Here is a 20,364-nt window from a genome sequence, read left to right on the forward strand (position 1 = left end):
TTGTGATACACCCTCATTCAATTAATTGGTCTTTTACCTGTTTACTGAATTTCAATCATTCTGGAATTCGGCTTCTTTTCTTCACTGACTGTAGGAATATCAACTGTCAATACGCCGTTTTCGACTTTTGCCGTAATTTTTTCCTTTTCAATGTTGTCAGGAAGAATCATTCTTCTTTGAAACTGCGTATAGGAAAATTCACGTCTCAGATAAGAACCTTTGTCTTTCTCTTCTGTCTGACTTTTTTTCTCGAATTCGATGACGAGGTTGTTTGCCTCATCCAACCGAACATTGCAATCTTCCTTGGTCATTCCGGGTGCAGCTACTTCTACCGTAAACCCGTGATCATTTTGCTGAATGTTAATTGCAGGCACAGATTTGTTGCTGTTTTCCATCCATTCATTGCCGAAGAAATCATTGAAGACACTCGGCAGCCAGTTGTTTGTTCGTCTAATGATAGCCATAATTTTAATCCTTTCTTTTTGTTTATTTGTTTGCTTACACTCCAAAAGCACAAAATACATGCCGACGGATAAAAATGAAGAAAACTCCCGGAAAAATGACAAAATGACTTGATATATCGCTGAAAAACTCCCGAAATTTGCCAAAATCAGACATAATGACACATATTGTCTCTTGATTTTTCTCATCTATGAAACAACTTTGACTGCATTGATGTTCATCTGGTAAGCTGAATTCTTTTTTACCTACCAGACACTCTATACTCTATTGGTTTCCTTTAATTGGAAGGTATAATTCTGCAGTGTTCCATCCTGCATGATGGTAACCGATACCCTGCTGCCCCTTACATTTACGAAACAAGGAAGTTGTAAAACAACAAAGAAGGCGAACCGCAAAGTCCGCCTTCCCATAATGTGTGGATGATAGAATATCACTGCTGGTCAATCAGTACTTCCAGCCGGCTTTTTCAGTGATCTCAGCGTTATTGCTGACCGGAATCAATGTAAATCCCCATTCATAGTTTCTGTTGGCTGGCAGTGTGTAAGCGGGTAGGGGACGTGCACCCCAGCTATTGTATCCGGCTACCCCCTGTTGTTTCATATCGATACAGACCTCTACAAAATTGCGTGGGGTGATGTCGTTTATGTGTGTCTGCCGCGGACGGTTGTTTTTGGCCTCATTCTCGGAACGTGCAGCGATCTCTTCGCTGCTAAAATTGTTCCATTGGTAAGGGCGGTGTGTGGATTCTTCCGAATCGAAATCTTCCACGCTGTTACGCAGTGCATTGAAGCCAATGGTGCCATCCGCTACGACCAGAAGCCCTTTTTCGTTGTTTGTGAGTGCCACCCAGCGGGTATCCGTTCTGTGGCCGTTCTCCTGAGGACGTACATAAGGAAAGTACATATCTTCGGCTGTGGTCTGATAGACACCTACTTTTGAGCCGGAGGCTCTGTCTATATAATTCTCGCCGGGACCTCGACCATAATAGGTAATTTTGTTCATTGCCATCGGCAAACGGAAACGTACTCCGATACGTGGTACTGTCAAGGTTGAAGATACCTTGCGCACGGCAGTTACCTCCGGAGAAAACGTAGCTGTCAGGGTGGCCTCGGAGGCGCTAATCTGCTTTTCCTGCATATCGGTCGACAGGAACGTTACATCCACATTCAATATACCCGAAGGATGAAGGGTGTATTGAACCTTGTAAAGATTTCCTGCAGCCAGGAGGTACGTGATTTCCATCACCTGGTTATTTCCATCGGTTGAAGTCTTCACATCGGTCACTTTGAAGTTTTTACTCGATTGTTTCCATATCTGCAATCGGTTGGGAGCCCCGTTCCCATAGTCGTTATCGTTAGGCGCACGCCAGAAATTGGGCTGGATGCCGAAACCTTCTTCAAAGTATTCCGTTCCATTCACTTTGTAAGAGGTCACCAGCCCGCTCTTCCTGTCAAAAACAAAACGAACTTTTGAAGATTTTACTACAACATTATTTCCTGCTTCTGTTAATTGGAGAGGTGGATTGTTGCCGGTCTGTACAAAAACAGGTTTGGGTTCGCCAAATGGAAGGGCAAATTGTTCTATTGCCACCACGTGCCCGGCAGGAATAAGCGGAGTAGTTGTTTCTTGAATTACTTCAAAATTCACAAAGTACTCTTTGCCTGCTCCTGGCGTTACATTGCCGAGCGGAATGGTCATTATGTCCGATTGTTGGGGCAAAAGAGCCACATCCAGCGTTCCTGTTGCAACGATCTCTCCATTTTCCGTGATCCGGTACCTGAAGGAGTAATCGTTTGTATTGGAGAAATATTGACGGTTGATAACCCGGAAAGTACCTTTCGCCGGATCCACAGCTTCGAATGCAAAATTCTGGTGTGTGTATTTTACTTCAGCCAGGGCAGGGTGGGGAGTACGGTCGGGATTCACCAATCCGTTGCAAAGGAAGTTGCCGTCGCTCGGCATGTCGGTGCCGTAGTCTCCTCCATATTTGTAATAATGCCGTCCATTTTCATCGATGGCCTCCATGCCCTGATCTACCCAATCCCAGATGTATGCACCCTGAAGGTTCGGATATTTGTAAATTGCCTCCCACTGGAGATCGAGATTCCCATTGGAGTTGCCCATTGCGTGAGAGTATTCCGAAGGAATCACTGGTCGGTCACTTCCTTTTTTGCCAATTTCTTCCAGCCAGGCGGCACTTGGATATTGAGGAACGTAGATGTCTGTATTGAAATCCCACAGAGCACGTTCGTAATTGACGGGACGATGCATCAAATCGCGCTCCTGATCTTTCAGAAACTTATAGGTGTGAAAGAAGTTAATTCCGTTACCGGCTTCATTTCCCAGTGACCATATTGTGACCGATGGATGATTCTTGTTTCTTTCGAACATATTCACTGTACGGTCCATGTGGGTCTGTTCCCACTCGGGGTGTTTCGCTAGTGACTCCTGGCCGTAATACATACCGTGAGATTCGATGTTTGCCTCGTCGTATACATACAACCCATATTCGCTGCACAACTCATAGAACCTGCGCGACTGGGGATAATGTGCTAACCGTACGGTGTTAATGTTGTGTTGCTTCATCAACTCAAAGTCTTTTCGCATCAGTTCTTCGGTAACGTAATGTCCTGTCTTTGGGTTAGTTTCGTGAATATTCACTCCTTTCAACTTGATGGGTTGTCCGTTCACCAGGAATAACCGGTCGGTCCTGTCGCCTGCTGTTACAGGTTTTATCTCAAAACGGCGGAAGCCGACTGCGTAAGGAACTACTTCACCTTGCGTGTCGCCCTCTTTGATGACCGTTATCAGTAGTTTGTACAGATTGGGATGTTCAGACGTCCAGGTTGCCACGTCCGGCAAAACCGCACGAAAACGTACGCTGTTTTCTCCGTTCCCATGAATGCTGACCGGTTGTATACCCGATGCCACGGTTCTACCCGATGGATCCAACAGTTCATAGGCCACCTGCGCCACCGAGACACCGGAATGATAATTTGCAACGGTTGTTTCCAATGAGAAGATGCCGTTTTGGTAGTTGTCGTCGAGGGTGGATTTGATCCTGAAATCACGCAGCGAGGTCTTGGGCTGTGACCAAAGGAATACATCCCGCTCAATGCCACTTATGCGCCAGAAATCCTGGCTTTCGAGGTAAGAGCCTGTACTCCATCGGAATATTTTCAAGACAAGCGAATTTTTGCCTGGTGTTACGTACTTGTTGATGCGAAATTCGGCTGTGGTTTTTGAATCTTCGCTATAGCCTACCTCTTTACCGTTAATATATACATAAACCCCCGATTTGGCACCGTCGATGCTCAAAAATATCTCGCGATCGGTCCAATCCTCGGGGATATCGATTTCACGACGGTATACGCCTACCGGATTTTGTTCCGGAAGATAGGGTGGGGCCATCTTTGGAAATCGGGTTTTTGGATCACGCTCTACAAATTCATAGGGATGATTTACGTATATTGCAGTTCCAAATCCCTGCATTTCCCAGTTTCCGGGCACTTTGATATCTTTCCATTCCGAAAATGATACCGTTGAGTCCGTAATATTTTCGGGAAGATCTTTGTATCCCTCCACGAAATAAAACTTCCATGTTCCGTTCAGTGAAAGATAATACTTACTCTGTTCAAATCGCGTTTGCAATGCCTCCTGTTTGTTGTCGTAGGTCATAAACTGCGTCCGGGGGTATTCCTTATTCACCTGGACAACATTCACATCCTGCCAGTAAGGAAGTGTACGTAAGTTTGATGTCATTCTGCTCTCTTGTGCCTGAGAATGATTAATCGATAGTAAACCAAAGGCTGCAGCGAGGACAATTAATTTTTTCTTCATTTTAGCACTCGTTGTTTTTCTTTTTTTCCTAATAAATTAGGTAGTTTTTATTTCTGATAGTAAGTTGCCAGCAAGCCGGCTTGCACCTATCCTGAATAGGGTAGGGTTACACCATTCTTCTCCCAGCAGCTCTTTGACGAGTGTGTAATACTTTACTGCGTCGACGGTAGTAGAGATGCCGCCCGATACCTTCAGTCCAACTTTCCTACCTGTTTTACCATAATACGATTTTATGGCGTGACACATTACATAGGCAGCTTCCAGCGTAGCTCCCGGATACCCTTTGCCCGTGGATGTTTTTAAAAAGTCGGCCCCGGAATAGAGAGAGAGAATGGCGGCATTGTGAATCTGTTGAACCGTATTCAAAGCACCTGTTTCCAGGATGACCTTCAGTGAAGCATGACGACACGCTTCTTTTATCTCGCTTAGTTCTTCGCACATCTCCTCATATTCTTCACCAAGGAAAAGGCCTACGTTTATCACCACATCAATTTCATCTGCTCCATCGGCGACAGCCAGGGCCGTTTCGGCAACTTTCACTTCGGCGAATGTTTGGGATGTTGGGAAGCCGCCAGATACACAGGCTATCTTTACGTCTGCAGTGAGTGCTTCTTTCGCCACATGTGCGAAGTTTGGATATACACAGATCGCGGCCACATTCTCCACTTCGGGTGTTGAGCCATCGAAAGCATTCACCTGTTCTATAAATTTCCATACACTATCCCGTGTGTCTGTCGTGTTGAGTGTGGTGAGGTCAATGCAGCTATACAATTTTCTGTATACCTCTTTGGTATTGTTTTCTTCCATTTTTTCAGCAAGAATTCGACCTGCTTTTTCAGTTACATCCCTGTCTGTTAATGTGAAAGGGTGAATTTCGAGGGCGTTTAAATATTTATCTGATTCCATTTTCTCTAGGTGTTTATGATTTATTATTACTTTAATTTCTTGTTATTCAGATGTCTAGTCGCATCCCTTATCGTTTTTTTTTCGATATTTTTTTGCAATGCTTCCTCCAGATTTACACCGGTTTGGTTGGCAAGACAGAGCAATACCCATAGCACATCGGCCATCTCATCCGGAAGACTTTTCGATAAATCGGAATCTTTAAAGGATTGATCACCGTAGGTTCGTGCCATTATGCGGGCAAGTTCGCCTACCTCCTCCATAAGAATTGTCATGTTGGTAAGTTCTCCGAAATAGCGAACGCCATATTCACGGATCCACAGATCTACCTGTTGTTGTGCCTCCTGAATTGTCATTGTTGATTGAATGTCAAATTGATAGTTATGATTGTTATTCCCGGTTTTTTGAGTCGATCCATATGGTAACCGGTCCGTCGTTCACAAGATGTACCTGCATATCTGCCCCAAATTCACCTGTCTGCACCGGCTTCTGCAGCCATTCCGACAAGGTGTTGCAAAACTGTTCGTAAAGCGGTACCGATATTTCTGGTTTGGCGGCCCTGATATAGGAAGGTCGATTGCCTTTCTTTGTGCTTGCGTGCAGGGTGAACTGCGAAACGACCAGAATATCTCCGCCGGTTTCCATCACCGATCTGTTCATTATTCCTTTTTCATCGTTAAATATACGCAAATTTACGGTTTTCCTGCATAAATACCCGATATCATCTTCGTTATCAGAATCTTCAATGCCAACCAGCAACAGCATCCCGTTTTTAATACACCCTTTTGTTTCACCTCCAATAGATACAGAGGCTTCCTTCACACGTTGTATGATCAATCGCATAATTTCAAAAATACAATGTTCTTTTTTTATTCCGGATTTTCTACAGTCTGTTTTGCTTTTCGAATTGCTGTCCTGAATTGTATCATATGAGTTTATTTTTTCCCTCTTCAATCCATTCCGCAATAATCGATCCTCTGTTATTGCCGATAATCTCAACAATCTCTTCCTTGCTTGCTTCTTTGATCCGCTTGATACTTTTAAAATGAGTAAGCAATCTTTTTTTTGTTTCGGGGCCGATCCCTTTTACACCGTCAAGTTCCGAGATCAGTTGCGACTTGCTTCTTTTTTGCCGGTGAAAAGTAATTCCAAACCGGTGGGCTTCGTCGCGAAGCTGTTGAATCAATTTTAACGTTTCGGAATTCTTGTCGATATAGAGAGGAACCGAATCGCCGGGGTAATATATTTCTTCTAATCGCTTTGCAATGCCAATCACGGCAATTTTTCCATAAAGCCCAATTTTCTGAAGCGATTCTACGGCAGCGTGTAATTGACCTTTACCTCCGTCAATTACAATGAGTTGAGGTAGGGTAGAGCCTTCGTTAAGCAGCCGAGAATAGCGTCTTTCCACAATTTCGCGCATCGATGCGTAATCATCGGGCCCTGTAACACTTTTAATGTTGAAATGGCGATACTCTTTTTTCGACGGCTTTGCTTTTTTGAAGACAACACAGGCAGCTACCGGATTTGTTCCCTGAATATTGGAATTATCGAAACATTCGATATGCAGAGGAAGTTCTTTTAACCGAAGATCCTTTTGTACTGTTTTCAATATTCTTGTGGTACGTTGCTCGGGGTTGAGCATTTCCGATTTCTTTAGCTTGTCAATTTTGTACTGTTTTACATTTTTTTCCGACAAAGCGAGGAGGCTTCTTTTTTCACCCCGCTGAGGAACTGTAAACTCAACTCCCTGTAGTTTCAGATCCGGGACAAACGGGACAATAATCTCCTTCGATTCACTGCCGAATCGTTGTCGCATCTCCAGGATTCCCATCCCGAGTAATTCCTCGGGCGTTTCATCGAGTTTCTTTTTGTACTCGAACGTGTATGCCTGGGTAATTGCACCGTTCACTACGTGAAGATAATTGATGAATGCTGAATTTTCATCCTGTTCAATAGAAAAAATATCCAGGTTGTAATTCATATTGCTGATTACCTGTGATTTTTCCCTGAAGTTTTGAATCAATAGCAACTTTTCCTTAAGTTCGTGGGCTTCTTCATACCGCATTTGATTTGCAAGCAACTGCATTTTTTCCTGAATCTGCTTTTCAATCAGCGAGATGTTACCTTTGAGGATTTCGGTAATTTCAGCAATATTTTTCTGGTAACTTTCCAGTGATTGCAATCCTTCGCAGGGTCCCTCGCACCTTTTAATATGGTATTCGAGGCAGACGTTGAATTTCCCTGCAGCTATATTCTCGGGTGTCAGATTCAAACGGCATGTCCTGATTTTATAGACCCTGCGAATAAGATCCAGTAGTGCATTCACCGATTGAACCGACGTGTAGGGACCGTAATATTTTGATCCATCTCTGACCAGATTCCGAGTTTTGTATACCCGCGGAAAAAATTCATTTTTTACCACAATGGATGGGTATGACTTGTCGTCTTTCAGCATCACGTTATAGCGTGGCTTCAGTTGCTTGATCAGATTATTTTCCAGAAGAAACGTGTCTTCTTCGCTGTTGACGACAATGTATTTTATTTTGCAAATTTTTCTGACGAGGATTCTTGTCTTCGGGTGATCTTGTATTTTATTGAAATAAGAGGATACTCTTTTTTTCAAATCCTTGGCTTTCCCAACGTATATAACCGTTCCTTTTTCATCCAGAAACTGGTAGCAGCCCGGGAGGTGGGGTATAACGGCCAGAGTATTTATAATTTCGTCAGTCATTTTTTAATCAGGATCGTTTATATAAGGCAAATTTACAAAATAAAACTCATTTTTGCCGATTGTTGAGAAGAAGGCAAAAATGAGTTTGGTCTTCCCGTGAGGAATTACACCGGGAAAGGTAAATAGGTTATTTTCCCAAAGTCAACATGACTCCTGAGTTCATCATACTGTAAACTTGAGAATGCTGTTTACTTCAACTTCTGCAGGAAACAATTTCCGTCCTTTTAACTCTTCCAGTTCAATCAGGAAGTTAATATATATCGTTTTTACGCCCAATTTTCTGATCAGGTTATAAGCGGCCAGCATGGTACCTCCTGTCGCCAATAAATCGTCGTGGATCAGAACCACATCGTCCGGTGTCAATGCATCTGCATGAATTTGGATGGTATCATCCCCGTATTCCTTTGAATATGCTTCTTCGATTACTTTATAAGGTAACTTGCCTGGTTTTCGAATGGGGACAAATCCAGCGCCCAGCTGGATAGCCAATGCCGGTCCCATGAAAAAACCGCGTGATTCTATACCTACAACCTTGGTGATCCCTTTGTCCCGATATCGTTCAAAGAGAATTTCTGACAGTTCTTTTAAATGTTCCGGAGATTGGAACAGAGTGGTAATGTCTTTAAACTGGATCCCAGGGATAGGGAAGTCAGGGATATTCCTGACAGCGTCTGATAGTGTTTCGATGCTCATTTTTTATTTTGTTTCCTGTTTTTATTGAAATGTTCCACGTGAAACATTGTTGTCTTATCGTCCGAGAAGGACCAGCAAAACGGAGATGTCGTTTGGTGAAACCCCGGGAATCCTGCTTGCCTGTGCAATGGTTTCGGGATTGATCTTCGTGAGTTTCTGGCGCGCCTCGGTCGACAGTGATTGAATTTTATTGTAGTTGAACTTATCTTTGATGCGAATGTCCTCAAGGCGACTTATTTTGTCTGCCATAATCCGTTCCCGTTTAATATATCCGCCATATTTTATTTTAATATCGGCCGATTCAATGATCTCCTCCTTGCGGTCCCCAATCTTCTGGAGAAGTTCGTTGAGTGGCGAGATTTCCTGTGACATCAGTCTAAGGTCGATGTGGGGACGGGTAAGCAGGTCGAACAGTTTCACACCATGTTTCAACGGTGCTGTACCGATCTTTTCCAGAAAGGGATTGATTCGTTCTGCCTTGACGGAAAAATTACGGACAAAGTCGATTATTTCGTGTACCTTTTCTTCTTTGCTGTTGAGAAGCTGTATTCTTTCGTTTGAAGCAAGCCCCAGTTCCCCGGCTTTGCGGGTAAGCCTTTCATCCGCATTGTCCTGTCGCAAGAGGATGCGGTATTCTGCGCGGGAGGTGAACATACGATATGGTTCGTCCACTCCTTTGGTGATCAGATCATCGATCAGTACACCGATATATGCTTCGTCTCTGCGCAGTATAAAAGGATTGCCCCCATGACAATTGATGTGTGCATTGATCCCGGCAATCATTCCCTGTCCTGCTGCCTCTTCGTAGCCTGTTGTCCCGTTTATCTGTCCCGCAAAAAAAAGGTTCTTAACGGGTTTCGTTTCGAGGGTAGGGTGGAGTTGAGTAGGGTCGAAAAAGTCATATTCTATGGCATACCCGGGTCGGAAAATGTGTACATTTCTGAAGGCCGGTACGCGTTGTAGTGCTTTTAGCTGAATTTGAAGGGGCAGGGAAGAGGAGAAGCCATTGAGATAGTATTCGTGTGTTGTCTCGCCTTCCGGTTCCAGAAAAAGCTGGTGGCTTGTCTTCTCTGCAAATGTCACAATCTTTGTTTCAATGCTGGGGCAGTAACGGGGGCCGATGCTTTGAATCTGTCCGTTATAGAGTGGGGAGTCATGCAGTCCTTCCTGCAATGCCTCGTGTACCTCTTCCGATGTATAAGCTATCCAACAGCTACGCTGTTGCAGCGTACGTTCTACTTCCGATAAATAAGAGAATTTATGGAAATCGTCGTCCCCCTTTTGTTCTTCTAGCAATGAAAAATCCACGCTTCTTGCATCTATTCTGACTGGTGTGCCCGTCTTCATACGGTCAGTTTTGAACCCCAGTTTACGAAGATGTTCGGTCATGCCGAACGATGCCGGTTCTCCGAGGCGACCTCCACCAATTTGAACTTTACCGATATGAATAAGCCCGTTCAAAAAGGTCCCGTTTGTCAGGATCACAGATTTGGCCGAAAATTCAACGCCCATGCGAGTTTTTACGCCGGTTACAGTCATGCTGTCGACCACAAGCTCGGTGACCATATCCTGCCACATATACAGATTGGGTGTGTTCTCGATGATCTCACGCCATGTGTCAATGAATTTTATTCTATCGCTTTGCACACGCGGACTCCACATGGCAGGCCCTTTGGAACGGTTCAGCATTCTGAATTGAATGGCTGTTTTGTCGCTGACAATTCCCATTTGTCCTCCCAATGCATCAATTTCGCGCACAATCTGCCCTTTGGCAATGCCGCCTACGGCGGGATTGCAGCTCATCTGGGCAATTTTGTTCATGTCCATTGTTATGAGTAGCACTTTTGAGCCCAAATTGGCTGCAGCCGTGGCTGCTTCGCAACCGGCATGTCCTGCACCCACCACAATGATGTCGTAATTGAAAGTCATTTTTTAGTATTTTGAGGATGCAAAGATACTAAAAAAGAAAACGTTACGATTACGCCGGATGTTAATTCCCGATAATAGAAGAAAAACAGCCTTTATTTCAGATAGATACGCAGATAGATCGGGAGATGGTCGCTGTAACCTCCTGTGAATCTACCGCGATAGCTCCGATTTGGGCTGATTTGTTTGTTTCTGTCGGTATGCAGCAGATAGGGAGGATTGAATATGTCGGCATAGTCCGGTTTACAATCTATTCTGTCCGATAATAACATGCTACCGGATACAATAAATTGATCAAAAAGCAGCCATCTTTTGTGGTATGTCGTGCCCAGACCTTTTTTGAATTTAGGATAGAGCAGGTTGTATAATTTATGATTTACGACACTTGAAAATTCTTTCTTTGCACCCAGAACTTCGTCAATACTGTTGTCGTCGGGTGTATCGTTAAAATCGCCCATGACGAGCACATTTTCATTGGGGTTCTCGTCCTGGATTTTGCAGATTGCGTTTTTCAATTCGCTCGCCACAAAATACCGTCTCCGCTCCGAAACTTCTTTTCCCGAATTGCGCGAAGGAAAATGCACGACAAACAAATGCAGAATTTCGCTGTTCAACGTTTTTCCTTTTATATACAGGATATCGCGTGTACGGTCTTCTATCCCGGGGAGATGCACTAAGATCGGTGTTGATTCAAGAATAGCAAACGTTTGTGTATTGTAAATTATTGCTACGTCCGAACCCCTTTCGTCGGGACTGTCATAATGGATAAAACTATACCGCCTTATACCATTGCGGTTCATTTCGTCCAAAATGCTTTCCATCACCCATTTGTTTTCAATCTCCGCCAGACCGATTACATCGGGGTAATCGGGTTTTACAATTTCACCGATTACTTTTGTTAATTTTCCTACTTTATCATTGAACCGCTCCAATGTCCATTTTCTATTTCCGTTCGGTGTAAAATCATCGTCCATCGTCTTCGGATCGTCGATTGTGTCATAAAAATTTTCGGTGTTGTAAAACACGAAGGAAAATGGATGTGTCATTCTGTACGCAGGTTGTTTACAAATGTAAATGATATTCAGCGATGTAGACCAATTGGTAAATTATGGGAGTGGATTCCTCAGGAGTTCAAGTGCGGAGTCTTCCGCAATGCGCATCTCCTTCTTTTCCGAGTCCGACTGATCGTCAATTCCGCAAAGATGAAGAATTCCGTGGATCATCACACGGTACAGTTCCAGTTCAAAATCAGTATGATACATTTGTGAATTTGATCGAACGGTATCAAGACTAATAGATATGTCTCCCGAAATCCTGTTGTCTTCGGAGTAGTCGAACGTGATGATATCGGTATAATAATCATGCTGCAGATATTGCCGGTTGATCTCCAGAATTTTTGCATCGTCACAAAAAAGATAGGCAATTTCCCCCACCTTCTTATGATATCTTTCTGCCACCGTTTTGATCCAACGTGTCGTTTCCCTTCTCTTGATTCTGGGGAGGGTTACATTTTCTGCCTGATAAGTAATTGCCATAATTTAAGTTATATTAACCTGGAGACTCTTTTATTTTTATCCGAAAAATAGGTAGGCCACGAAAATGGCCGCAATAACCCCTGCTAAATCCGCTAAAAGCGCATAGGGAACGGTATAGCGCGAATTTTTAATGTTCACTGCACCGTAGTAAACAGCCACAATGTAGAAGGTGGTATCGGTGGCTCCCTGCAAGACACTCGATAGTCTGCCGGCAAATGAATCGGCACCGAAAGTCTTCATCGTATCTATCATCATTCCCCGAGCGCCACTACCACTCAACGGCTTCATCAGGGCTGTAGGCATCCCGTCTACCCAGCGGGTATCCATGCCGCTGAGAGCAACCAGGTCGCGCACTCCCTCCATCAGGAAATCCATGGCTCCGGATGCCCTGAATACGCCAATGCCAACCAGAATAGCAATCAGGTAAGGTATGATGGAAACAGCAGTTTTAAAGCCGTCTTTTGCGCCGTCAATGAAAGCGTCGAAGATATTTATTTTTCTCTTCAGAGCCTTTACAATAAAAAGGACGATGATCGTGAAGAGGATGAAATTTGCTGCGAGGCTGGAGATGATATTGATTTTCTCCTGGGGCATTGTCTGGAAAATCAATATCGTGCCCGCAATAATACCTGCCATGGCAAGAATAAATGCAATGATCGACCGTTGGAAAATATTGATACCCTGCTTCAGACATACTGCAATCATTCCCACGAGCGTGGCAACAAACGTGGCAATCATGATAGGGATAAAAACATCGGCCGGATTGGTTGACCCTAATTGCGCGCGATACACCATCACGGTGACCGGAATAAGGGTCAATCCCGATGCGTTCAGCACCAAAAACATGATCATGGGGTTCGAGGCCTCCTCTTTCTTTGTATTGAACTCCTGCAGTTCCTGCATCGCCTTCAATCCGAAGGGAGTAGCTGCATTGTCGAGGCCCAGCATATTCGCTGATATGTTCATCAGCATGGATCCTGCGGCAGGGTGGTTTTTTGGAATATCCGGGAAAATCCTGGAAAACAGAGGGGAAACAGCCCTTGAAAATGATTCAACCATGCCGCCCCGTTCCCCAATTTTCATCACGCCAAGCCATAGAGAGAGAACACCCGTGAGTCCGAGGGATATTTCAAATCCGGTCCTGGCTGTGTCGTAGGTTGAGTTCATGATGTCGGTAAACACTTGCAGATCTCCAAAGAGAAGCAGTTTTACCAATGCAACCCCAAAGGCAATTAAAAAAAATGCAATCCAAATATAATTCAAAACCATACGATGCCGAAGTCATGAATGAAAAAGAGTTCTCATCGAAATAGACCAATCAAAGATACGATTAAATAGAAAAAGAGCAAGTGTAATTATGAGGAAAAGGGCTATATTTTAAGAAGTGCGACGTGCGAATGTCTCGATGTCGGGTTTAAAATCTTTGATTTGAGAGGTATTCACCGAACATTGTGTAACTTTATCGTCAAATAATTAACTGTTAACCCTATGAAGTGGAAAGATTTTTTGCATTATCAGCAGGGATCGAAGCTTGCGGTAATATTGTTGCTGGTTCTTATTCTGTTGACCATGATTCTGAACGGTGTTCTTCGTTACGGAAGAAGATCCGAAATGGTGATCGTTCAAAACGAGGCGTTGATTAACGAGTTTGATTCGTTCCGGCAGACATTGAAAGAGCGCGTACCGCCTTACCGTGAGGCGAGAACTTATGAAGAGATGGTCGAATATGAACCGGAAAGCTTGAAGCCTGTACGGAATAAGGAAACTTTGGAGAATGACGATCACGAACGGCTATTTACTACCTATCCCGGTGCGACAAAATTATCGGCAGGAGAAACAATTTCCCTCAACGATACCGATACGGCACAGTGGAAAAAAATTCCCGGCATCGGTAGCACCTTTGCCTCGCGTATCGTGAAATACGGGGACCTTTTGGGAGGATATGTCATGCCGGAGCAGCTTCTGGAGGTATATGGCATGGACATGGAGCTCTACGGGCGCATCCTGCCCTATATTCAGATCGGAGGCAACTGGAAAAGGGTGAAGGTGAACGAACTGCATTTCAGAGAACTTTTGCGTCACCCCTACCTGAATTACACACAGGTGCAGGCAATCATCAACCTGCGCAGAAGAAAAGGAGATATTGCTTCCATCAACGAGCTGGCCATGCTCAATGAGTTCACGTCCGAAGATATCTCCCGTCTGGCCCCCTATCTCGAGTTTTGAACATACGGGAATCTCAGCATCTTCAGGCTATCACTATTTGGTGCGTAGTGATGATGGTAGTCGGGTACACGTAACCCCTATCCTTTATTATCCTTTCAGCACCGCGATATTCTCTCTCAACAGGGCTATTTTGCTCTCGGCATCTGCTTGTTTTCTGCGCTCATTCTCCACGATCTCCGGCTTGGCGTTCTGTACGAACCGTTCGTTGGAGAGCTTTTTCAGTACCGACTGCAGGAAACCCTCGGTATAGGTAAGTTCAGCGTTTAATTTCTGCAACTCTGCTTCTACATCCATTTTGTCCGCAATGGGGACAGAGTACTCAACAGTGCCCACCATAAAACCCGCTGCGCCGGCTTGTTTTTCGGAAACGGGAGAAAAGGATGATAAGTTGCACATTTTCAATATGATGCTGCTGTATGGGGCCGTTTCTCCACCCACCACTTGCAGTTCCAGCGCATCTTTCTGCGGTATATTTTTTTCCAGTCGGATGGTACGTACACCTGCGATCACCTGTTTTACCAGTTCAATGTCGGCCAGCAGTGATTTATTAATTTCTTCGCTTTTCGGCAGTAGGACCGTCATAATACTATCTCCGGCTTTTCTTTCGTTCAATGCCTGCCACAATTCTTCGGTAATAAAGGGCATAAAGGGGTGCAGCAGTCGAAGCAGGGCATCAAAATAGTGCAGCGTCACCCTGTAGGTTTCGATGTCGATAGGCTGCTGATAAGCCGGCTTGATAATCTCCAGGTACCACGAAGAGAATTCGTCCCAGAAGAGCTTGTAAAGAAGCATCAACGCCTCGGAGAGACGGTATTTTGAGAAGAGGTCGTCCATCTCAAGAATGGTCTCGGATAGTTTGCTGCCGAACCAGTCGATGCCAGTCCGTGCCGACTCCGGCTGAGAAAGAGAGCTCTCCACCTCCCAGCCTTTGATGAGCCGGAAGGCATTCCATATCTTGTTATTGAAATTACGCCCCTGTTCGCAGAGTGTTTCGTCGAAGAGGAGGTCGTTCCCGGCCGCGGAGGAGAGCAGCATCCCCATGCGTACCCCATCGGCTCCGTACTTGTCCATCAGCTCAATTGGGTCGGGAGAGTTTCCCAGCTGTTTCGACATCTTCCGGCCCTGTTTGTCGCGCACAATTCCTGTAAAATAGACATTCCGGAAGCAAGGTTCGTTACGGTATTCGTAACCCGACATGATCATGCGGGCCACCCAGAAGAAGATGATGTCGGGACCCGTGACCAGATCGCTGGTCGGATAGTAGTAACCGATATCTTTGTTACCGGGCCGGTTGATACCGTCAAAAACCGAGATAGGCCATAACCAGGAGGAGAACCAGGTGTCGAGTACATCTTCGTCCTGCTTTAAATCGTCCATCGTGATGGAATAACTTACCTGTTTCTTTGCTTTTTCAAACGCTTCCTCTTTCGTCATGGCCACCACATATCCGCCCTGTGGCAGGAAGTAGGCCGGTATCTGATGTCCCCACCAGAGCTGACGGCTGATACACCAATCCTTGATGTTCTCCATCCAGTGTCGGTAAGTATTTTTATATTTCTCCGGATAGAAGCGGATAGTATCATCTTCCACTGCCTCTGCTGCTGGTTTCGCCAGTTCCTCCATCTTCAGGAACCATTGCATGGAAAGCTTCGGTTCAATGGCTTCGTCGGTACGTTCCGAGAAGCCCACCTTGTTGGTGTAGGGTTCTATTTTCTCCATCAGCCCGGCCGCCTCCAGGTCTTTTTCGATCTGTGTGCGTACGGCAAAACGGTCCATACCGGCGTACATAGCTCCATGTTCATTGAGAGTACCGTCGGGATTGAAAATATCGATGGAGGGGAGGTTATACTTTTCTCCCAGCATATAGTCGTTCACGTCATGTGCAGGCGTCACCTTCAGGCAGCCGGTCCCAAACTCGGTGTCTACATAGTCATCCTCAATTACCGGGATCACGCGATTCACCAGGGGGACAATCACCTTTTTGCCTTTCAGATGCGCGTTCTTCGGGTCATTCGGGTTGATACACATGGCAGTATCGCCCATGATAGTCTCGGGGCGCGTGGTAGCCACCACGGCATAAGCTCCTGCCGGATCGCCTTCGATCTTGTATCTGAGGTAATAAAGCTTTCCGTTTACCTCCTTGTGGATCACCTCTTCGTCCGACAAAGCCGTGAGTGCTTTGGGATCCCAGTTGACCATGCGTACACCTCGGTAAATGAGTCCTTTGTCATACAAGTCACAAAAAACCCGCAGTACGCTTTCGGAGCGTTCCTCATCCATGGTGAAAGCAGTCCGTTCCCAGTCGCACGAAGCACCCAGCTTTTTCAGCTGCTGCAGGATGATTCCTCCGTGTTCATGTGTCCAGTCCCACGCATGTTTCAGGAACTCCCCCCGACTAAGGTCGGTTTTTCTGATTCCCTTCGAAGCCAGTTTGTTGACCACCTTGGCTTCGGTAGCAATGGAAGCATGATCGGTGCCCGGCACCCAGCAGGCATTTTTACCCTGCATGCGTGCACGACGTACCAGAACGTCCTGAATGGTGTTGTTAAGCATGTGCCCCATGTGCAGCACACCCGTCACGTTGGGCGGCGGAATGACGATGGTGTAGGGTTCCCGGTCATCCGGTTCGGAGTGGAACAGTTTGTTGTCCATCCAGTACGTATACCACTTCTCTTCTACCTCTGCAGGATTGTATTTGCTTGCAATCTCCATCTCTGATTACCTGGTTTTTTTAAGGATTCCGAAGGCGGAACCCTTTGTCGTTTGATTTTTGTATATAGAAAGTGCAAAAATACAAAAAATAACTCAAAGCATTTTGTTGTTCAGTTTATCTCGAAGATATTGGGTGAATGTTACACCATTTAAAATTAATAATAGAGATGTAATAGGCAGAACTATAGGTTTATGGATGTTTGTTGTGTGTGTCTGATTTGTTCTAACGGAGAAAGGGGGTGAATTGATCCTTTCAAATTTTTGTCCAATATTCTGCAGCCGATGCACAAAGAATTTTTATATATTTGTTACTTGGTAAAGAATTTGAGTGTAAGAATCGGGCCATTGATTATTTATTTTTAAAATCTTATCCTGAATTTGTAAGTAAATTATTCCCCTATAATGAAAATAAACATTTTTAAGTGTTGTTTATTTGCTATAATATTTAATATATCAGCGTGTTATTCTTTTGGATACTCACACGTATTTAAAGGAATCTCGAAAACGGATGGGCTTTCTGATTTATTGGTAAATGTAATTTTTCAGGATTCAACAGGATTTATTTGGCTGGGCACGGGAAAAGGACTGGATCGCTTCGATGGAATAAAGGTTAAACATTTTCCTTTTGAAAATACTTTACAGGAACAACGCATAAGAATCAATACAATTTGTGAAACAAGAAACGGTCAAATTTGGGTTGGTAACGCACTTGGTTTATGGAAACTGGATGAAAGTACGGGACATTTGATCAGAATTGTCCCTGAAACGATAAGTCATACGGTGAATACCCTTTTGTTTGACGGCAATAACCATTTATACATTGGAACAGAGCGTGGATTTTACGTGTATGATTCTTCAACTATCGAGCAGATAAACTTAAACGACAATCCCTTTTCTTCTTCGAACAACATCAGAGGTATAACCAAGGATGATTCCGGATTATTATGGCTGGCAACTACAAGCAGTGTTATTATGTATGATGCTGTGAATAAAAAAGTAAGAGAGTACAGCTATCCGGACAACTTTTCCATAAAAGCAAATTTCAGAAATATCACGTATCTGGATCATACGCTCTATCTCGGAACTTATAATGCCGGCATAATCCGTTTCGATATTCAAACAGAACGGTTTTCGAATTTTATCGATGTCGGATCAAATATTATATCCTCTATTTCAACAGATGGAGATGATATGATTTATGCATCGACTGACGGGAACGGGATCTTTTTTCTCTCCCATCGTAAAAAAGAAATTATACAAAGTTTGCGCCACGACGTAAATAATCCGGAAAGTATTCGTTCTAATTCTGTCTATTCGCTATTAGTGGACAGGATGCAGAGGATATGGATTGGCTATTACCAGGATGGCTTGGATTATAGCCTTTATCAATCCGGTTTGTTTAAAGTGTATAAATCAGATTCTGTTTTTAACTCTCTTAATTTAACGGTACGTTCTTTTGTGATGAATGGCCATGAAAAACTTATTGGAACCAGAGATGGTCTTTATTTCATCAATGAGAAAGAAAAGAGAGTAAAATATTTCAACCGGTCTGTATTGCAATCCGACTTAATTCTTTCCCTTACGTATTATCGCGATGAATATTATATAGGGACGTATGGTGCCGGAATGTATATTTTAAATCCCAAATCACTGGAAATTCGTCGTTATTCTGGTGAGAATCATGAAGTATTACAAAATGGGCATATTTTTTGTTTTCGTCAGGATAAGCAAGGGGACATGTGGATTGGATCCTCTCAAGGTGTAATTCGCTATCATAGTTTGAAAGATGAAATAACATTGTTCACCAGTACGAACTCTCAATTACCCGAGGGGAATGTGTACGAGGTTTTTTTCGATTCAGAGGGCAAAGGATGGTTTTGTACTGACAATGGATTGGCGTTGTTCGATTCCAATACCGAAAGTGTCAGGACAAATTTGTTTCCGCCCGATTTTTTTCATAAAGAGAAGATTCATGTCATGTATGAAGACAGGCAACACCGGCTTTACTTTCTTCCTGAAAAAGGAGATTTTTTTATTTCCGATCTCAGCATGAAATCATTTTCCAGAATCAATAAGTTGCCCGCTCTTCAGGCGAATATCTATACCTCCATCGTGGAAGATGATTCGGGGTGCATTTGGCTCACTTCAGATGGGGGGCTTGTACGTTTCTGTAATGAAAAGTACACCGTATTCAATTATATGCACGGTATTCCATCCCCTACCTTTACCCATTATACGGCATATAGGGATCAGAATGGGATATTGTGGTTTGGAAATTCCAAGGGATTGTTGTACGTAGATCCAGCTAATATTCCCGAAACAGAGCAGAAGCCTTCTACTACTCTTGTGCTTTCCGATCTGCTTGTCAATGGCAACTCTTTATCAATAAAAGAACTTAAAAGTATAATAGAGGAAAAGCAGGCCATATTCGAGTACGATCAGAATAATATTGTATTCCGTTTTTCAGATTTATCCTATACCAATCCCTCTGCTATACTCGTTGAATATAAAATGGATAAGATAGACGGTGACTGGATGTTTATAACCGGACAAAATGAGATTTCATATTTCAACCTTTCTCCGGGAAAATATATATTTCGTATGCGTATTCCGGGAAATGAAGATTCTCAAGTCTCCTTTGCCATTAAGATCAGACAATCTCCGTTTTTTAAATCCCGTACTTTTCTGATTTTATTGTTTGGCATTTTATTGATTGCATTGCTATATTATGTTACCATATTATTAAAGAATAAAGTTGATGTAAATCAGGGTGATAATGCACTCGAGGCTGATTTGTCGGATAAAGAAGAGGAAAAATACAAGATGAATCGGATAAGTACCGAAGAGTGCGATGCCCTTCATGAGGCACTAAATAAATATATGCAGGATGAAAAACCTTACATGAATAAAGAGCTTAAAATAGGAGATTTAGCTGATGCACTTCATACTTCATCACATTCTTTGTCTTATCTTTTTAATCAGTATCTAAGTGTATCTTATTATGATTTTGTGAATGAATGGCGCATTGCTGAATTTAAGAAGTTAGTGGCCGAAGATACTTTTTCCAGATATACCCTCGAAGTGTTAGCCGATTTATGTGGATTTAGTTCCCGGGCTTCCTTTTTCCGCTCTTTTAAAAAGAGCACAGGCATAACGCCATATGAATATATAAAGAGTCTAAGAGGTAATTAATCCAACAATTTATTCTTTTGATATAGGAATTCAAAAGAATCATTCAATAAGTATTTATCTTTACTCCATGTTTTACCAAACCTGAGTTTTTTACACTCCATACTTTTAGTAGGTATGAGGAGAAGCGTCGTTAATTTAGAG

Annotated in this window: 14 protein-coding genes; 2 read left to right on the forward strand and 12 right to left on the reverse strand. The window is 43.7% G+C overall.

Annotated features, from left to right (window positions below; all coding sequences use genetic code 11):
- Positions 1-41: 41 nt before the first annotated feature.
- From B3Z75_RS05385 to B3Z75_RS05435, 11 genes are all read right to left on the reverse strand, one after another.
- Positions 42-464, reverse strand: a complete 423-nt coding sequence (locus B3Z75_RS05385) for an Hsp20/alpha crystallin family protein (protein WP_294068555.1) — start codon at positions 462-464, stop codon at positions 42-44.
- A 442-nt stretch (positions 465-906) separates the two neighbouring features.
- Positions 907-4,302, reverse strand: coding sequence for a glycoside hydrolase family 2 TIM barrel-domain containing protein (locus B3Z75_RS05390; protein ID WP_414702864.1), 3,396 nt, complete (start codon positions 4,300-4,302; stop codon positions 907-909).
- Between the two features lie 36 nt (positions 4,303-4,338).
- The gene (deoC, locus tag B3Z75_RS05395) at positions 4,339-5,208 is read right to left on the reverse strand and encodes a deoxyribose-phosphate aldolase (RefSeq protein WP_294068436.1); all 870 of its coding nucleotides are present in this window, start codon (positions 5,206-5,208) and stop codon (positions 4,339-4,341) included.
- 26 nt (positions 5,209-5,234) lie between these two features.
- Positions 5,235-5,561: a nucleotide pyrophosphohydrolase gene (locus tag B3Z75_RS05400; protein ID WP_294068438.1), complete on the reverse strand. Its 327-nt coding sequence runs from the start codon at positions 5,559-5,561 to the stop codon at positions 5,235-5,237.
- A gap of 34 nt (positions 5,562-5,595) precedes the next feature.
- Complete coding sequence (dtd, locus tag B3Z75_RS05405; RefSeq protein ID WP_294068440.1) at positions 5,596-6,048, reverse strand: D-aminoacyl-tRNA deacylase; 453 nt, start codon at positions 6,046-6,048, stop codon at positions 5,596-5,598.
- A gap of 82 nt (positions 6,049-6,130) precedes the next feature.
- Complete coding sequence (gene uvrC, locus B3Z75_RS05410) at positions 6,131-7,939, reverse strand: excinuclease ABC subunit UvrC (protein ID WP_294068442.1); 1,809 nt, start codon at positions 7,937-7,939, stop codon at positions 6,131-6,133.
- 162 nt (positions 7,940-8,101) lie between these two features.
- Positions 8,102-8,632: an adenine phosphoribosyltransferase gene (locus B3Z75_RS05415; protein WP_294068444.1), complete on the reverse strand. Its 531-nt coding sequence runs from the start codon at positions 8,630-8,632 to the stop codon at positions 8,102-8,104.
- A 54-nt stretch (positions 8,633-8,686) separates the two neighbouring features.
- Positions 8,687-10,561, reverse strand: coding sequence for a tRNA uridine-5-carboxymethylaminomethyl(34) synthesis enzyme MnmG (mnmG, locus tag B3Z75_RS05420; protein WP_294068446.1), 1,875 nt, complete (start codon positions 10,559-10,561; stop codon positions 8,687-8,689).
- A gap of 92 nt (positions 10,562-10,653) precedes the next feature.
- Positions 10,654-11,604 carry an endonuclease/exonuclease/phosphatase family protein gene (locus B3Z75_RS05425; RefSeq protein ID WP_294068448.1) on the reverse strand — a complete coding sequence of 317 codons (951 nt, stop codon included), beginning with the start codon at positions 11,602-11,604 and terminating at the stop codon, positions 10,654-10,656.
- A gap of 60 nt (positions 11,605-11,664) precedes the next feature.
- Positions 11,665-12,093, reverse strand: coding sequence for an rRNA maturation RNase YbeY (ybeY, locus tag B3Z75_RS05430; protein ID WP_294068450.1), 429 nt, complete (start codon positions 12,091-12,093; stop codon positions 11,665-11,667).
- Positions 12,094-12,129: 36 nt separating this feature from the next.
- Entirely contained in the window at positions 12,130-13,362 is a 1,233-nt protein-coding gene (locus B3Z75_RS05435; protein WP_294068452.1) for a nucleoside recognition domain-containing protein, read from the reverse strand.
- Between the two features lie 219 nt (positions 13,363-13,581).
- Here B3Z75_RS05435 and B3Z75_RS05440 point away from each other — a divergent pair, with 219 nt between their 5' ends.
- Positions 13,582-14,319 (forward strand): helix-hairpin-helix domain-containing protein, encoded by a 738-nt coding sequence (locus B3Z75_RS05440; RefSeq protein WP_294068454.1) that lies wholly within the window; start codon positions 13,582-13,584, stop codon positions 14,317-14,319.
- A gap of 87 nt (positions 14,320-14,406) precedes the next feature.
- Here B3Z75_RS05440 and B3Z75_RS05445 read toward each other — a convergent pair whose 3' ends face one another.
- Entirely contained in the window at positions 14,407-17,031 is a 2,625-nt protein-coding gene (locus tag B3Z75_RS05445) for a valine--tRNA ligase (RefSeq protein WP_294068456.1), read from the reverse strand.
- Between the two features lie 402 nt (positions 17,032-17,433).
- On the opposite strand from B3Z75_RS05445, the gene B3Z75_RS05450 reads away from it, so the two are divergent.
- A complete protein-coding gene (locus B3Z75_RS05450; RefSeq protein WP_294068459.1) occupies positions 17,434-20,223 on the forward strand; it encodes a two-component regulator propeller domain-containing protein in 2,790 nt (929 codons plus the stop codon).
- Positions 20,224-20,364 lie beyond the last annotated feature (141 nt).

Source organism: Proteiniphilum sp. UBA1028 (assembly GCF_002316955.1).
GTDB lineage: Bacteria > Bacteroidota > Bacteroidia > Bacteroidales > Dysgonomonadaceae > Proteiniphilum.